This window comes from Pseudoalteromonas sp. 68 DY56-GL68, from assembly GCF_041414825.1.
GTDB lineage: Bacteria > Pseudomonadota > Gammaproteobacteria > Enterobacterales > Alteromonadaceae > Pseudoalteromonas.
In genome coordinates, this window is sequence record NZ_JAOCZL010000024.1 from 150,622 (window position 1) to 167,494 (window position 16,873).

General features: G+C 41.0%; 16 protein-coding genes. 8 read left to right on the forward strand and 8 right to left on the reverse strand.

What is annotated here, in order from left to right; translation table 11 throughout:
* Window positions 1-34 precede the first annotated feature (34 nt).
* From NYF15_RS19915 to rsuA, 4 genes are all read right to left on the reverse strand, one after another.
* The gene (locus NYF15_RS19915) at window positions 35-625 is read right to left on the reverse strand and encodes an imm11 family protein (RefSeq protein ID WP_371354457.1); all 591 of its coding nucleotides are present in this window, start codon (window positions 623-625) and stop codon (window positions 35-37) included.
* Window positions 626-644: 19 nt separating this feature from the next.
* The gene (locus tag NYF15_RS19920) at window positions 645-1,241 is read right to left on the reverse strand and encodes an AHH domain-containing protein (RefSeq protein WP_371354458.1); all 597 of its coding nucleotides are present in this window, start codon (window positions 1,239-1,241) and stop codon (window positions 645-647) included.
* 137 nt (window positions 1,242-1,378) lie between these two features.
* Window positions 1,379-3,004 (reverse strand): methyl-accepting chemotaxis protein, encoded by a 1,626-nt coding sequence (locus NYF15_RS19925; RefSeq protein ID WP_371354459.1) that lies wholly within the window; start codon window positions 3,002-3,004, stop codon window positions 1,379-1,381.
* Between the two features lie 115 nt (window positions 3,005-3,119).
* The gene (gene rsuA, locus NYF15_RS19930) at window positions 3,120-3,818 is read right to left on the reverse strand and encodes a 16S rRNA pseudouridine(516) synthase RsuA (protein ID WP_130149436.1); all 699 of its coding nucleotides are present in this window, start codon (window positions 3,816-3,818) and stop codon (window positions 3,120-3,122) included.
* Between the two features lie 58 nt (window positions 3,819-3,876).
* Here rsuA and zapE point away from each other — a divergent pair, with 58 nt between their 5' ends.
* Window positions 3,877-4,989 (forward strand): cell division protein ZapE, encoded by a 1,113-nt coding sequence (gene zapE, locus NYF15_RS19935; protein WP_371354460.1) that lies wholly within the window; start codon window positions 3,877-3,879, stop codon window positions 4,987-4,989.
* Between the two features lie 58 nt (window positions 4,990-5,047).
* Here the strand turns inward: zapE and NYF15_RS19940 are convergent, their stop codons facing one another.
* Window positions 5,048-8,068 carry a TonB-dependent receptor domain-containing protein gene (locus tag NYF15_RS19940; RefSeq protein ID WP_371354461.1) on the reverse strand — a complete coding sequence of 1,007 codons (3,021 nt, stop codon included), beginning with the start codon at window positions 8,066-8,068 and terminating at the stop codon, window positions 5,048-5,050.
* A 336-nt stretch (window positions 8,069-8,404) separates the two neighbouring features.
* Between NYF15_RS19940 and NYF15_RS19945 the strand changes: the two genes are divergently transcribed.
* Complete coding sequence (locus NYF15_RS19945) at window positions 8,405-10,534, forward strand: winged helix-turn-helix domain-containing protein (RefSeq protein WP_371354462.1); 2,130 nt, start codon at window positions 8,405-8,407, stop codon at window positions 10,532-10,534.
* 2 nt (window positions 10,535-10,536) lie between these two features.
* On the opposite strand, the gene NYF15_RS19950 is transcribed toward NYF15_RS19945, so the two are convergent.
* Window positions 10,537-10,866 carry a 5-carboxymethyl-2-hydroxymuconate Delta-isomerase gene (locus tag NYF15_RS19950; protein WP_130149440.1) on the reverse strand — a complete coding sequence of 110 codons (330 nt, stop codon included), beginning with the start codon at window positions 10,864-10,866 and terminating at the stop codon, window positions 10,537-10,539.
* A gap of 12 nt (window positions 10,867-10,878) precedes the next feature.
* Window positions 10,879-11,466: a hypothetical protein gene (locus NYF15_RS19955; protein ID WP_371354463.1), complete on the reverse strand. Its 588-nt coding sequence runs from the start codon at window positions 11,464-11,466 to the stop codon at window positions 10,879-10,881.
* A 103-nt stretch (window positions 11,467-11,569) separates the two neighbouring features.
* Between NYF15_RS19955 and NYF15_RS19960 the strand changes: the two genes are divergently transcribed.
* From NYF15_RS19960 to NYF15_RS19985, 6 genes are all read left to right on the forward strand, one after another.
* Complete coding sequence (locus NYF15_RS19960) at window positions 11,570-12,040, forward strand: CreA family protein (RefSeq protein WP_371354464.1); 471 nt, start codon at window positions 11,570-11,572, stop codon at window positions 12,038-12,040.
* Between the two features lie 3 nt (window positions 12,041-12,043).
* Entirely contained in the window at window positions 12,044-12,826 is a 783-nt protein-coding gene (locus tag NYF15_RS19965; protein ID WP_130149443.1) for a hypothetical protein, read from the forward strand.
* Window positions 12,827-12,833: 7 nt separating this feature from the next.
* Window positions 12,834-13,454 (forward strand): LysE family translocator, encoded by a 621-nt coding sequence (locus NYF15_RS19970; protein ID WP_130149444.1) that lies wholly within the window; start codon window positions 12,834-12,836, stop codon window positions 13,452-13,454.
* Between the two features lie 8 nt (window positions 13,455-13,462).
* On the forward strand, window positions 13,463-13,978 hold the full coding sequence (locus NYF15_RS19975) for a gamma-glutamylcyclotransferase family protein (protein WP_130149445.1): 516 nt from the start codon (window positions 13,463-13,465) through the stop codon (window positions 13,976-13,978).
* On the forward strand, window positions 13,975-15,522 hold the full coding sequence (locus NYF15_RS19980) for a serine hydrolase (RefSeq protein WP_371354465.1): 1,548 nt from the start codon (window positions 13,975-13,977) through the stop codon (window positions 15,520-15,522). The genes NYF15_RS19975 and NYF15_RS19980 overlap by 4 nt, the downstream gene beginning before the upstream one ends.
* 70 nt (window positions 15,523-15,592) lie before the next feature.
* Window positions 15,593-16,513, forward strand: coding sequence for a histone deacetylase family protein (locus NYF15_RS19985; RefSeq protein ID WP_371354466.1), 921 nt, complete (start codon window positions 15,593-15,595; stop codon window positions 16,511-16,513).
* On the opposite strand, the gene NYF15_RS19990 is transcribed toward NYF15_RS19985, so the two are convergent.
* The gene (locus NYF15_RS19990) at window positions 16,510-16,803 is read right to left on the reverse strand and encodes a hypothetical protein (protein WP_371354467.1); all 294 of its coding nucleotides are present in this window, start codon (window positions 16,801-16,803) and stop codon (window positions 16,510-16,512) included. The two genes, NYF15_RS19985 and NYF15_RS19990, sit on opposite strands and share 4 nt — an antisense overlap.
* Window positions 16,804-16,873: the final 70 nt, after the last annotated feature.

Consider the following 16,873-nt stretch of genomic DNA (forward strand, 5'->3'; position numbering starts at 1 on the left):
CTTTAGTTACATCAAGCATGATTATGCGTATTCACTATTTCGCCTCAACCTCTATAAACTCTAAACCTGTTAAGTTGTTTTCCTTAACTAATCGATAGAAGCTATTTTCAGCGTCCGTAGTAAAGTACCTAAGCGTTGTCTCTTTAGTTCTAAAGATAGCTAAGTTACTGATTTTATTTTTGTCTATTACTAAGCGTTTAAATCGCCTTGTTCTGCTAATTTGGCCGCGTCTATTATAGTTAAATTCAGTAAGTTCGTGCTCTATTGCATCCTCAAACCCTAATACATTCATAGCAAACCAAAGCTCACCATTTAAGTCGCATTCTAAATATTCAACGTTGTCGCCTAAATAAGGCTCTAAAATTGTTTTAGCTTTTTGTGATAGAACAAAAGAGGTTGCTCCCAAACCTGCAATGTCTGGAATTTCTAGATCTAAATCTTTATTTGATTCATGAATTAGCCAGTTAATACCTAAAGTGCGCCAGTTATCACGCATTGAAGAACCATCAAAGTTGAGAAGCAGGCCCTCGGTAAGCTGCATGGTTTGTTCAAAGCCTGTTTCATTTAAGTAAAGGTATTTATCTGGGTCGATAACGAAACGATAAACTTTATCTATATTTGGCATTTATATACTCTGCTACTGGTTATTCAATTAAAGACTTTAAAGGAAATTGACCATCTTCAAGGTCATCGGCTATGTCTCTTAGTGTATCTATAATACCTCTGTGCCCCAAACCTTCCATGACTGATTCTTCAATTAAAAATTCGACATTTAAGTAATATTTTTCAGTGTGTATTGTACTGTGGGCATAGGCATTGGGTAGAGACTTCAGCGGTACATGAGCTTTATGAAGTGGTAAATAAATCCCATTTGCTTCGTTATCAATATCAATTCCGAATGCTGCTAAGCGCAATCTAGCTTTACCTGCTCGTTGGTCGTTCCAAGAAACGATATGGTGAGCGGCAGTATTACCTGGGCGCTTACCTCTACCTGCCTTTTGCATGTTTTCAGCAAGTTTCTTTGAGTGGGACTTCATATGCTGCCATTGTATAGAGCGAGAGTACTTTAAGTCGTCCTCAGTAATGCGCCCTTGGCAAAATCGTACTGAATCAATAACAACATTACGATAGTAAATAGAAAAGGCTTGAGCTTTAGCTTTGGCATGAACAGGATCACCAGTAACAGTCAGAATATCTTGTTCAAGTTCTTGAACCGTTACTTCCTCGTATGGTTGGCGCATTATAAATCCTTTTAAATAATGTGTACCTATATTCTTTCAGAGTATGATAATTGAAGCAAATTTAAGTAAGATAAACGAAGGGTTTTAAAATGAAAGCCCAAGCAGTTGCTGGGCTATTTCGTTTTTACTGGTTTGAATTAGCTAAATTTAGCTGTTTCTGTCTCTAAATCAGCTGTAAGGCCTTTGATTGAATCGGTTGCCGTATGTGCCTGACTGGATACGTTAGCTGTCTGTGAGGCTGTATCTGAAATGGTCACCACACGTTTTGCTGTATCTTCACCTGCGTCTAATTGCTCTTTAGCTGCTATAGCTATTTGATGGCTCATTTGTGCGATTGCACTTAATGAACTCGCAACTCGGTTTAGTTCTTCATTGGCTTTGGTTGATTTAGCCACAGTTTGCTCACTGGTCGAAATACTGAGTGCAACAGATGACTTAGCATCTTGTGTTGCTGATTGTAATTTACCAATCATGTTGCGGATTTCTTCGGTACTGGTTTGTGTTCGTTGTGCAAGGCCGCGGACTTCATCAGCGACAACCGCAAACCCTCTACCTTGTTCGCCAGCACGAGCTGCCTCAATGGCTGCATTAAGGGCTAATAGATTCGTTTGCTCTGCAATTCCTTGAATAACACTTAGCACATTAGCGATATTATTTACTTCATCATCAAGAACTTGAATGTTATTACCAGCGCTGTCAATTTGTTGCTCTAAAAGTGCGATTGTTTGTGCTGCTTCGTTGGTTAAGTGGCTTGCGCTTTGCCCTTGGTTCTCAGCTTCTTGTACTGAGTAGGCTGCTTGTTCGGCATGCTCAACAACTGTTTGCGCTGAGGCGGTCAGTTCGGTAATGGCTGAGGCAACCATTTGTGTTTCTTCATTTAAACTACGGGTGAGTTTATCAAGCTCAACAGAGCGAGACTCGTTATCAACACTTTGATTTTTGAGGCTATCAGTTACGTCTTTAATGCCATCAACAACGCCGCGTAAGCCTTGTTGCATATAATGCATGGCCGCAATGATACTTTCACTTGGTGCATCTTGGCGGATAGTTGAGTGGAGGTTGCCACGTGAGACGTTTTTAACAATATCAATTACTTCATTGATTTCACCACCCAGTGCATTGGTCAGTGATGAGCCAAAGCGTGCAATTGCAAACGTGAGGGCTATGGCAATGAGCATAGATAAACCCAATAGCCACTTTGCTGTACTCCAGTATCGTTCATCGACTTCTTTTGCACTAATTCCTGTGCCAACATACCAGCCAAACAGCGGTGTTTTTTGTACAACAGACGTTAAGTCTACTGTTTCGCCATCACGGACGGAGTCCCAATGATAAGTAATAATTTTATTTGTGGTATTACCCACTAGTTTTTCGACCATGCGACCAATGCTGTTACCGCTGGCATCTTTAAAGTCATTAAAGCTGGTACCATGAAGCTCTGGGTCATGTGGCGTGGCAAGAAAATCTAAATTATTGTCGACGACATAAACATACTCTGAATCGTGATATTTATTTTCTCTTAAAACCTGAGTTGCCAACTCTTTAGCTTGATTTTCATCAAGCTGGCCATTTTTTACCATCAATTCGAATTGCTCAACGATATTTGTTGTGCTTTTCATTAATTGGTTAATACGCGCAATGTTATCGCTCTCACTCGCATGACGTAACGACTGTAAACCTAACAAAGCTATTGCGCAAAGCGCAATAAAAATAGCGGTAGCAAATAAGCTAATTTTTGTTTTTAAAGCTAGTCCTGATAACACAGTTAGCCTCCTTTTATTATATCCCCTCTACTTTTCTACCATGTTTATCGGCAACTTGTTAGCTTTTATTAAGTAAAAATGACAGCGTTATCATGATATTTGTTCAAGTACCTATTTAGAGCGAAAGCTCAGCAGCAGTCAAGGGGCGGTATTCACCACTCGCTAGATTTTCATCAAGATGAATATTGGCAATTTTTTCACGGTGTAGTTCAACAACTTTGTTATCAACTGCGGCCAGCATTCGTTTAACTTGATGATATTTACCTTCACAAATGGATAGGCGTAAGCTGTAGCTTGCAAGTTTTTCAACAATGGCAGGGCGAGTTAGCTCTTTTTCGTTATGAAGCTGTACACCTTGCTCTAGGGCTGCAATAGCTTCTTCATCAACCGGTTCTTGCGTTTCAACTAAATAAGTTTTGAACTTGTTGTGCTTTGGTGAAGTTATTTTGTGCGACCAGTCACCATCATTGGTGATGATCACTAAGCCTGTGGTATCTATATCTAAACGACCAGCAACATGAAAGTCGCTCATGTTTGGCTCATCGAGTAAGTCAAATACGGTCGGGTGAAGGTCATCTTTATTGGCACACACATAGCCTGCAGGCTTATGAAGCATGAAGTAGCGTTTGCCTAAAAAGACCAACGGCTCGCCTTGCCAGCGCACGTCGTCATCTTGGCTGATAGAATAATCAAATGAGGTGATCACCTCGCCATTTACAGTGGCGTATTTACGTTTGATACCAGCTTTGGTTTTACTGCGAGGTAATTCAGCAATATGGCTGATAAATTTATCTAAACGGCATGGGAATTTCATTGGGATCACATTTTTAGTCGGCTACAATGGCCGCGAGTATAGCGGATACTAGTGACCTATGACAGTACAGCAAGGACAAATATTAAGGTATTACCAAGCGCAAATAGCCAAAGGCGAACTGCATGAAGACCATGCCCAGCGCACAGCGATTAATGCGCTTGATAATCTAGCCACAGAATTAGCTGCGCCAAGACATTGGTGGCAAAGCGCTAAGTCAATAAAAGGGGTTTATTTATACGGCCCAGTTGGGCGTGGTAAATCCATGTTGATGGATGTGTTTTTCAAACTGGTCAATATTGATGCGAAACAGCGTTTGCACTTTCACCATTTTATGAAGCAAGTACATGAGCGTTTGGTTCAACTACAGGGGCAGAAAAACCCACTGACGATTATTGCTAAGGAGTGGGCACAGAACATTCGTTTGATTTGCTTTGATGAGTTCTTTGTTTCTGATATTGGCGATGCGATGATTTTAGGTGGCTTATTCAAAGCCTTGTTTGAGCACCAAGTGGTGTTAGTGGCGACGTCTAACTGTCAACCTGAGCAGTTGTATCGCAACGGTTTACAACGAGCACGATTTTTACCCACTATCGATTTGTTAAATGATCATTGTCATATTTTAAGTGTTGAAGGCAATACCGATCATCGCTTTCGCTTTGGTAAACAAACCGAACATTACTTTATTGATAACAAAAGTGCCCTAATAGAGCGCTTTTTAAACCAAGAGCAAGCAGTACAAAAGCAAACAACGATAGAGGTTTGCCATCGTCATCTTCGCTGTGAACTGCAAGCTCAAGATGCCATTATGTTTGACTTTATGGCGTTATGTTCAGGGGCTAGAAGCACAGCAGATTACATTTATTTAGCAGAGCGCTTTCAGCGTGTTTATTTGCTCAATGTGCCAGTAATGGGACGCGGAGCCACGGGTAAACAAATTGTGCATGGTATTGAGGACAGTTATCAACGTGAAAAACAGGATTTACAAGAGCACTTTTTAGATGATGAAGCACGGCGCTTTATTGCTCTAGTTGATGAGTTTTATGACAGAGGTCGATTACTGCTGATCTCCGCTGAGGCGGGCATTAGTGATATATATCAAGGACAAAAACTGGCATTTGAGTATGCGCGTACAGAGTCTCGATTAGTTGAGATGCAAAGCTGGAAAAGATAAAAGGCGCATTAAAAAATACGCCTTTGTTGTCAGTCTAGCTGGGGTTTATATGAAAATGTTAAAAACTATATTGTGCGCCTACATACACATAACGACCTTTACCCCCACCATACTCAGAGTAATAATTACCACGCCCTGAAGGATAAAAATCACCTTTATTATCAAACACGTTATTTACACCACCGAATACGCGTAGTTGGCTTTGTTTACCAAGTGACAAAGTGTAAGACGCTGAAAGGCTGTGTTTTAAGAACGAGCCATAATCTTGGTAGGCAAGTTTTTCTGGGTTACTAATACAGGTATCTTCACCAGCCTCACAGCGGGCATCATTTTCGGCTACATACTCATTGTAATCTTCTTCAAGACTCTGGCTTGCTTTAAACGAGCCTAAGAAATTTGTACGCCAGCGAATACGTAGATCATCATTACGCCAAGTAATCGACATTGATGCTTTATCTTTAGTGCGACCATAGCCTGCGTAATGACTGGTTACTAAGCTACCATCGAGGCCTTCATAGGTCTGTGAGTTTTCAATCACGTGATTATAATCAAGCTTTAACGAGAGTTGACCATAACTGTCAAAATCAAGCTTGTACTGTGCAACCACATCATAGCCTCTAGCTGTGAGCTCATCGAGGTTATATTGGCGTTGTAAAACCTTAATAATATTGCCTTCATTATTACGGGTAATATCATTACAGAAGGTGTTTTCAGCTCCCCACGCAACTTCAGAGTCGTAACATTCACGCATGATGTTTTCATTACTGATCTGCGAAATTGCATCGACAATTGCAATATCATAGTAGTCAACCGCAAGGTTGAAATTGTCTAAAAACGCAGGTGCCACTGTGATGCCAAACGTATACGTATCGGCAGTTTCTTCTTTCAAGTTTTCATTACCAGCGCCAGGTGAATAACTGTTATTTTCATCGTTAAATTCGAAATCAGGATCGGCAGCAAGTTGCGCAGCTAAAGTCGGCTCTTTGCGACAGTTATCGTGACCTGGTTTAGTTGATGTTGCAGTTAAACCATCACAAATATCATCATAGCTGTCGTAATCGCCACGCGGTGGTGACATAAGTTCAGTAATGGTTGGCGCACGTTGTGCACGTGCATAATTCGCTCTAAAAGCATAGCCTTCGATAGGCTCCCAAAAAATACCGAGTTTGTAGCTGGCAACTGTATTGACGTTTTCCATGCTGTAATTAGCCAAACGAAGTGACGTTTCAGCACTTAAGTTTTTTGCCAGTGGTGCATCTTTTAACAGTGGGATTGCAAGTTCTGCAAAGGCCTCATAGACCTCAACTTCACCGTAGAAGTTTGGTACATAGTTAAAGGTGATACCACCGGATTTCATATCATCACTGGTTTTTAGATCTTGGCTATCTTTACGGTATTCACCACCAAATACAGCCGACACTGAGCCTGCTGGTAGTTCAAATAAGTCACCAGCAATGTAACCGACTACGCCATATTGTTTAATTTCAGTATCAATAACCGGATTAGTACGTATCCATGCCGCCATGTCATCAGTGATTGACCCTTCGCCAAATAAATTGATAGGCACGCAGCCTGCTGCGCGAGCTGCTTCATCAATACATTGGATTGTGCCATCAGCAAGCTCCTCAGCTTGTAAAGCTTGGCTTAGTTTTACTGTGTTTAACTCATTGCTACGAACTTGATGTTGAGTGAAGCGACCATAGCTGGCTGATACATCCCAATCCCATTCACCATTAAAGAGTGTCCCCTGTAAACCTGCCCAGCTACGAATCGTTTTACGTGTGTTATCAGTACTGATATTACCCACTTCACTAAAACGACGATCCCAATAAATACGATCTTTATATGGGTTGGCATCTAAGATTTCTTGCGGCACATAAGGGTTATCAATTGGAATATAACCTGGTGCAACATCTGAAAGTGGATCGCCAGTGACGGGATCATAGCGAGGTACAAAAGCTCCTTCGTACTCATCCTCTGGAGACTTATTGTTAAATGAGCCACTGTCACTGTATTGTACCTGTGCGTACAGCATAACGTCATCTGTTAAGTCAAAGTCGATTTTCAGTGCCGTTGAGAAGTTATCGCTTGGCACATCCAGCATCACGTATTGGTTAGAGTTGATGCCGTAAATTTCTTCATTCCCTTTCCAGTCATCACGTAGAGTTTGACCGTCATACCAAAATTGTGTGTCGTTGTTATTATTTTCTAAGAATACACCGCCAGGAATACCATCGCTCTTACTTACCCAATCAGCTTGAGTGATGTCGCGCATACATTGGTCGCCATCGGCTGTTTGCATCACATTACACATGCGATCAGGGTCATAATCGTAGCTATCTTCAATCTGCGCACGTTTACGGTCGTAAAACGTCATGCCAAAATCACGGTCCCAGTTAGCACTGAAATATGCATAGCCGCGATCATCGGCAAATGAGGTGCCGTAATTTAAGTCAAGGGTAAACTCTTTACCGCCACCATCAGTTGTTTCACCTGTATTGGCTTTAAAGTCGAAGCCTTCTTTTTTCGATTGAGTAATTATATTTACAACACCTGCGACCGCATCTGCCCCATAGGTTGCCGATGCACCGCCACTAATTATTTCAACGCGTTCAACCATGCCGCTAGGAATGGTGTTTAAACTAACGTAATTACCACTGTAGCTGTTTGAAACAACACGACGACCATCAATCAGTGTCAGTGTACGGTTAGCGCCTAAGTCACGTAATTGAACCGTTGATAAACCAGTTGCAGAAACACTTGATTGGCTGGTGGTGTTACCAATGCTTTCACTAAGCGCAGGCATGTTATCGACTAAAATATCAGATAAATTCGTTAACCCAGTATCAAGGATTGCGTCACGGTTCATAGTAACCAGTGGCGTGGGTATCGAAAAGCTGTCTCGTTTTATACGTGAGCCCGTAACGATAATTTTTTCGGGTGTTTCGTTTTGTTCTTTGATTGCAGGGCTGGTATTAGCTGTGCGTGCAATGTCTGCTTCATTAGCAAGTGCATGTTGGCTAAAACCACTGGCAACAGCAAGCGCTATTGCACAAGGCTTAGTTAGTAGATTTCTCACAGGCGTTCCTAGTTGTACTTATTTTATTTTTAGTTGTGTGAAACCAGAGCGCTGCTCTTTTAAGGGCAGTTAAAATTTACAGTGAACAACACCCCGGTTTGTCGGTATTGACGTAAATTTTTTTATAAAAATGTGAATACAACTGCAATCTTTAGTGACTCGTTTATCTCTCTATTTTATATCTATTTAATATCTATTCGTTTAAAATCAATGTGTTGTTATTTTTGCGCTGTCAACTTATTGACAATTATAATGCTGGTTAATCATTGTTATTTGAGATAAATTGATAGCTAAATACACGTCTAGAAATCTAAAAAGAGGTTAAGTTTAGACTTAATGGAAACCACTCATCACGCCTACCGTTTGGGTCGGTGTACAATTAATCCCCTTGAAAATAAACTAGTTTGTGATGATAGTGAGCACGTTTTACAGCCTAAATTCATCGAGTTATTAGGTTGTTTAGTTGCCCGTTATCCTGAGCCAATTACTCGCGAAGAGTTAATTAATCTTGTTTGGGATGGTAACCATTTTGTTGGAGAGAAGGCGTTAACAAATGCTATTTGGCATTTACGTAAGGCGTTTAAAGAATTAGACCCAAACTCAAGTTACATTGAAACCTTGCGTAAGACAGGGTATCGATTGGTTCAATCACCTGAAAAAATTGAACAGCAGCCTAAAGAAAATACACCTAGTTTCAAACGTTCTCAACTTTATAGTGTTGCTGCTGTATTTATACTGTGCGTATTTGCTGCGTGTGTATTTTGGTATGTTTCTAGTTATCAAACAAAGCAGCACACGGCCTTTGTGATGCCGATAAATAGTATAGAAAGTGTAACAGCAAGCCCTGGACGTGAAATTTATCCTGCCGTATCAAATGATCAACATTACTTAGTTTACTCATGGCGCCTCTTAGATAAATCTGCGGATTTATATTTACGTGACCTCCATTTTCCTGAACACCCTGCAAAACAGTTAACTGACAGTGCACAGACTGAAGGGCGCTCCGTGTTTAGCCCTGACTCAAGCACCTTATATTACTATCGTTATACGCAAAGCAATGCGTGCGAAATAGTGAAACTATCACTTGTGAATGCGACGAGCGTTGTCCTGAGTGAATGTCGCCGCGAAGGTGGAACTGATCTTGATGTCAGTGCAGATGGTAAAACACTCGCTTATATCGGTGAGTATGTAACCGAAGCCGGTGAAACGGTAAGCCGCATTAAGTTACTGAACTTGGAATCAGATAACCTACACGAAACATCTATTCCTTGTGATGACTATTGCCATATTAACGATGAATCTGTGTCGTTTTCACCTGATGCAAAATATGTTGTGGTTACTCGTAATGTTGAAAACGACCAGCAAGCACTTTTTATGGTTGATGTACAAACAGGGCAAGCTAAACGACTCACTCCAAACTTTGCTTTTATTCATGGTGTTGATTGGCATCCGAATAAGAACTTACTGGTTTTTTCGGCAACTAAAGGCGGGAAGCGTTATGGTTTTTTCTTCGATATTGAACAGCAAAAGCTGATTAATACTCAAGTGGCAGGGATGAGTTCGCCAAGGTATAGTGCTGATGGCAGTGTTTATTTTCATCAATGGGATATAGACAAGGTGATTACACGGTTAAAAATTGATGAGCAAGTTGCCAGTTCACCTTTTTCTATGCTCTCTACTAATTTTAGCTCTCTTTTTCCTGAATATAACTCGGTGCAGAAAAAGCTACTGTATGTATCAAATGAGTCTGGCAGCTCTCAATTATGGATAGTGAACCCAGATGCAAGCTCGCGTAAACAGTTGACGAGCTTTCCACATGTTATTGGACAAATATTTGACCCAACGTGGTCAAAGGATGGGCGCTACATTTTGTTTTCAGTGCTGGATAAAGGGCAAAGTACGCTTTATCTATATGACTTTAAACTCGATAAGAGGCAAGCGTTAAATATTCCATTTGCCTATGCACGCAAACCAACGTGGTCTAGTGATAACCAATCTATTCTTGTGTCAGACAACGATTATGTTTATCGATTTGATTTAAAAGGTAATAACCTTGGTAAAGTGATAAGTTCTCCTGCTAAATATGCTGTTGAGTTATCATCGGGTGATATTCTTTTTACTGATAACAATAAGGCTATATGGATAAAACACCATGAAACGGGGCAGGAACAAGTACTTGTTGATGATATTCATTTAGCGAGGCATTTTTCGTGGTTATATGTAAGTAAGAACGAATACCATAATGCGCGTATTTATTATTTCAAAGTACGCGTTGGTGATTATCGTATTAGTTATTATGACGTGGTGAAAAAACAGCATTTTGATGTGATGGCATTACCCGAGCGTGCTTATAGTCGTTCATCAGGGTTGACCTATGTGGATGATGAACGCTGGCTTGTATACACAGGATACCTGTCACCTGAGATTGAAATTAAGCGTCTTCCTGCGGCATTTCTGCCGCAGTAAAATTAGCACTTACGATAAATATCAGGGCTCATATCATAAATGTTTACACTTAAACTGTAAGAACGCCGACAGTACTTGCTTAAGCAATTAAGTAGTTGTTCGCTTAGTTGCTGCTTTTGTTCAACGGTTCTGCCTTCCATGATAGATGCGGCAATATGGATGAAGCCATCTTTCCCTTCACCTAGTTCATAGTGTTGGTAGGCAATGGCACGTGTTTTAATGGTCGATAATTCGAATAAACCAGAGTCGAATACAGCTTGGTGGACTTTTTCAACCAGCACTTGAGGAAGAATAGGGAGATCTTCTGAATGTTCAATAACAATATGCGGCATGGGGGCTCTTCCTTAAAAGCGGTAACTAAAACCGATGTTTGTTTGAAATTGGTTTAATACATCACCATCGAAGTGCCAAAGGCATTGTTCGTTTTCGGATGCAGGCAAAGTACATGAGATGTTACTTGCATTATTTACAATAGTCGCCAACCAGCGAGTTTCAACATAAATACGCGCTTGGTCGCTAAATAGGTACTCTGCGCCACCGTATAAGCCTGAGGTAAAAAAAGTGTCGGAGTCAGCAAAATCAGTGCTGACGTGATTTGCGCCAATTTGAGCACCAACAAAACCAACTATATGATCAGTTAAGGGCACTTCTACGGCACTTTGAAATAGCAGGTATTGCATCTCGACTTGCTTGTTGGCTTGGTCTTTCATATCAAGTTCGGTTGCTGAATAAAAGAAACCATAACGAGCATTATCAATGGTTCTATCAAGGCTGACAGTAAAATGACTGTCATTCTCAAGCTCAATTTTTAGGTTTTCTTCGGTTTGCACCGAATTAGTAAAGTTTTTGCCGAAACCGGCGCTAATAGAGTAGCCTGCGTGAGCGGTACTACTTAAGAACATTAAACACAGTAAACCAAGCGATTTTTTCATTGTTTAGGTGCTCGTTGTTGAAGATATTTTGAGATAGTATTGAAACATAGCAAGCAAATAGTTGTAAATGGACAACTATCGCTTTTTAATAAGGATAACGAAGATGAAGACACTAAAACTTGCTGCACTGACAGCCTCAGTCATCTTGTTGAATGGTTGTTCCGATGACGCGGCTTCTGTAAGTTTAGGATTATTTACGACTAAAGATATCAAAGTGGTATCGCAACAAGATCCAATCATTAGTGGTGTTACCTGTCATATCAGCCATATTGAAGCAGATCTTGATTTTGCAGATCCTTCAGATATGTCAATTGCTTGTCGTCAAACTGGCCCCATTACTGCTGAACAGTTACAAAAAATAGACCGCAGTAAATCCGGTGATGTGGTATTTAAATCATCAAAGAGTATTTTATTTAAGTCATTGAAGGTGCGTCGTATTTACGATGCACCAACCCGTACTCTTCTGTATTTATCATATTCGACAAAAGAATCATCAGGTAGTCATCACCATGCTTTATCAACCGTTCCGCTTTATAACACGGATGCATGGCAGTGGGCGCAAGGACAAGAGTAAAATATGTTAACTCTATTTAAATCTGCTCCCTTACTTGACGAGCAGGAGCAACAGTGGCTGATAGACACATTTATATGGGCTGTTGAGCATTTTGATAGCGACTACTTTTTACACAAGACGCAGATTGTACTACCCAATGGCCAGTTTTTCCCAGACAGTGTCACAAGCGTTGAAGATATGGCTAAAACGGTATTTTCTCGCGTCGTTGGCTATGCGGGGATGAAGGCGTGGCCTGTAAATTTAGTATCACCATCACAGCTGGTCCCGCAGGTATTTCCGCATTTTGAATTTCAGGCTTCTCTAAGAGGAGAGCATGCTCAGTTAATCGTGCCTGCGAATCACTTAATTAATGTGTCGTTTAATCCAAACCAAATAAATCAGCCACAAGACTTAGTTGCGAGCTTTGCTGGAACACTGGCGACAGTATTAATTCATCATGTTGGTGTTTTACCTCCTGGCGGTAAAGAGTTTTTACCACAGGCTAGCGACGCGCTTGCTTGTTTTTTAGGGTTTGGTGTGATGATGAGCAATACTGTGTATCAGTTTAAAGGGGGCTGTGGATGTGGTTATAACCCCTATGCCAATCGCCAAGCTGCATTGACTGAACCGCAAACCTTATTTATGCATGCTTTGGTATCGCATTTTAAAGGCGATAATCAGTCTAAAAAATACCTGAAGCCTCATTTACGAGGTCAGTATAAGAAAGCGCAAAAGCAAATAAAGTTATTAGTTAATAGTAGTGCTAATCCGCTATTACTGGCGTTGGATGAACAAAAAGTAGGGTAAATAATCAGTGCCGTATTTAGATGAATTTTTATTAATTGCAGTTGCGCATTTTTTTGCTGTTGCAAGTCCAGGCCCTGACTTTGCTGTTGTGCTTAAGCAAAGTATTCAGCATGGTCGTCAAAATGCACTGTGGACAAGTGCGGGGGTGGGGGCTGCCATTTTACTTCATGTTGCCTATTGTGTATTAGGTGTTGCCCTCATTTTATCGCAATCGCCGAGCTTATTTATGGCATTAAAATATGTGGCGGGTGCTTATCTAGCTTATTTAGGCGTACAAGCTTTACGTAGTGCAAAACCGGCTGATAATACACAGCAAACGCTTGCTCAGGCTGAGCCTGAGTCGGTGTATAAAGCTTTTAGACGTGGCTTTTTTACCAATGCACTGAACCCAAAAGCAACACTGTTTTTTATGTCGCTCTTTACATTAGTTATCAGCCCTGAGACCCCAGTATTAGTGCAAGCAAGCTATGGTATGTATATGGCTTTGGCAACTTGGGTGTGGTTTTCATGTTTATCACTGGTGTTATCAAAAGCCGCTGTGCGAGAATTTTTCTTAAAAAGTGGTTTCTGGTTTGATCGAGGTATCGGCGTGATCTTAATTGCGCTGGCTATTCGTGTTGTTGTGTAAGGTGAATTATGACTATCTATAATTTTTCGTTTGGTTCAAACATGTCATCAAATCGGTTGTTGGCACGATTACCTCAAGCAAAACGTATAGGCACAGCCTTACTCAGAGGTTACGAGCTGACATTTGATATGGTCAGTACCGATGGCTCAGCGAAATGCAGTGTTCGCCAAACCTCTCAGTTAGACGCACTCGTTTATGGGGTCGTCTATGAGCTTAATGAAGATGAAAAAGCGATGCTAGATACGATTGAAGGCCCTCGTTATGACTGCGTTGATGTGTGTGTTGAATTGTTAGATGGAGAGCAATTAACAGCACATTGTTATATTGCCAATACATTAGACGCTACTCTTTTGCCATTCGACTGGTATCTACAGCATGTTCATCGCGGCGCGCTTGAAGCTGGCGTGCCAAATGATTACAGTGACTCAATACTCGCGCGCGAAAGTTGCGATGATCCAGATAAAACCCGAGCAGCGAGAGAGTTCGCTATTCACAACAATAAAAACGACCAAGGGACATTATGAAACTGTGTAAACTAGCCGTTGCTACGGCCTTATTATCAAGCTGTTCATTCTTTAGTTACGCTGATATCGACAGTGAAAAAATTGAGCAAGTAATTGAAACATCAATGGCACGTTTTGATGTGCCTGGGATGGCTGTTGCCATTGTTGAAAATGACAAAGTCGTTTTGGCAAAAGGGTTTGGTGTGACCAACCTTGATACGGGTAAAAAGGTTAATAAAGACACTTTATTTGGTATCGCCTCAAATACGAAAGCATTTACTGCAGCCGCTTTAGCGAAGCTTATAGATGAGGGAAAGTTAAGCTGGGATGATAAAGTAATTGATCATCTGTCTGAGTTTCGCCTGTATGACCCTTATGTAACACGTGAAATGACGATTCGTGATTTATTGAGTCACCGTAGTGGCCTAGGTTTAGGGCAGGGCGACTTAATGATTTGGCCTGACACCGATAAATCGATTGATGAAATCATTGCCGGTCTTAAGTACTTAAAACCAGCCAGTAGTTTTCGTAGTAAATATGCGTATAACAACTTAATGTTTGTGACTGCTGGTGAGGTTGTGGCACGTGTGTCAGGGATGAGCTGGAATGATTACATCGAGAAAAATATTCTAGAGCCACTTGATATGAAAAACTCTCGAGCTGGTTTTTCACGCATTCCAGAAAGTAATAAAAACTGGGCCACAGGGCATATTCCTATGGATGGTCAGTTACACCCGTTTTTTGTTAATTATTTAGAAGACTTTCGTGGTGCTGGTGCTATCGCTTCAAGTGTCAATGATATGAGCCAGTGGCTACGCACGCAACTTGCGCATGGCAAAATGCCAAATGGCGAACAGTTATTTACTGAGCAGCAGCAACAGCAAATGTGGCACCCGCATATTACCTCTTTAGCATCGAAAAGTGCATACGAGGCGTACCATCAACAATTTAGGGGCTATGGCTTAGGCTGGAGTATTGAAGATTTTCATGGCATTAAAAAATTAGGTCATGGTGGTGGGATTTTAGGTATGGTCTCTCAGGTGACTTTACTACCAGAAAAAAATCTTGGTATCGTTATTTTAACTAACCAGCAAGCATTTAGTGCGTTATCCGCAGTTACCTATGAAGTGCTTGAAGATGCGTTGGATTTGGAAGATAAAGATTGGGTAGAAGAGTTAGCTAAAAAGCACTTTGAAGGTAAAGAAAAAGCCTACGCAAATGCTAAACCAGAAACACCGGCAGATTACCAACCAAAGCTACCAAATATAAATTACACAGGCACACTGCATGATAACTGGTATGGTGATGTGGTAATCGAAGAGCTTAATGGGCAGTTACGTATCGACTTTACGCATACTAAACGTTTGAAAGGCCAGCTTGAGCATTACACGGGTAATACGTTTATTGTGAAGTGGGATGAAAAGCTACTTGAAGCCGATGCATTTATTGAGTTTCAAATGAGTCCCGAAAACCGCGTTGAAAGCGCCAAGATGCGAGCAGTTTCAACTGCCGTAACAGATTTTAGCTTTGATTTTAGAAACCTAGATTTACAAGCTAAAAAGTAAACCAAAGTCGCAAAGCCGCTCAAAAGCGGCTTTGTTATAATTGGCTGACAATTACTTCAAGGAGCGTGCAATGAGAACGGCTGTTATCTCTCATCCATTTTGTCGAAAACATAAAATGATTGAAGATCACCCTGAATGTCCTGCGCGTTTAGATATGATCACTGACCGCTTACTGGCAAGCGGTGTTGATATTGCAGTCACTCATTTACAAGCTCCAAAAGCCACACGTGAAGACTTTTTACGTGCCCACGATGAGTCTTTGGTGCGTCACGTAGAGCAAACTATTCCAGAGTCAGGCCTTGCAGAACTTGATGGTGATACATGGCTGTGTCCCGACTCAATGAAAGCAATTGAACGTGCCGTTGGCGCTGGGTTATTAGCTGTTGATGAAGTTCTTGCTGATAAGCTAGATGCCGCTTTTTGTTCAGTCAGGCCGCCAGGTCATCATGCAAACAGGACGACCTCTGCTGGTTTTTGTGTGTTTAATAATTTAGCAATTGCTGTGCAGTATGCCAAAAGCAAAGGGGTGAAACGCATTGCCATTGTTGATTTTGATGTTCACCACGGAAACGGCACACAAGACATCTTTTTAGACGATGACAATGTACTGTTTTGCTCTTTATTTCAGCATCCATTCTATCCTAATACAGCAGTTGAAAATAATGCGACTTTGGTTAATTCACCGCTGCCTATCGCCAGCGATGGGACTGATTTAAAAGCGGTTTATTATGAGCAGTGGTTACCTAAATTAACTGAATTTAAACCCGAGTTATTGTTTATTAGTGCGGGGTTTGATGCACATTTAGAAGATGACATGGCAAGTTTGAAATTTGTTGAAGATGACTACGCTTGGCTTACGTCACAATTAGCGGAGCTATGCCAGCAACAAGGCTGCAAAGGAATTGTGTCATTTTTAGAAGGTGGGTATGCCTTGTCAGCACTAGGGCGTAGTGCTGTGGCTCATATTAAAGCGCTGGTGGATACAGCTTAATTATCTAGCATCATAAAAGCTTGTTCTGGTGTTAATTGAGTTACTTTACTCAAGCAGCAGATACCCTCTTGTGCAAGTTGTTGCGTCACTCGTGTTGCCAGTTCAGTGCTTGTGATTGGTGTCACGTCGTTGTTATATAAATCAAAGTACCTTCCAGCTTTATTCAATAATAAAAGCCCGTTTCTTTGCTCCTTAGTTAAACCATACAAAAAATCATTTAAGTCGCTCTCACCTTCAAGGTGCGCTATTTCCTGCTCACTAAAAATGATTAAAGGAAATGAAAATTGCATTTATTGTCCTGTATCAAAGCCCGAAAGATTGAAATGATTATAATTGCTAATTCCTGTAAGAACTAGGTAA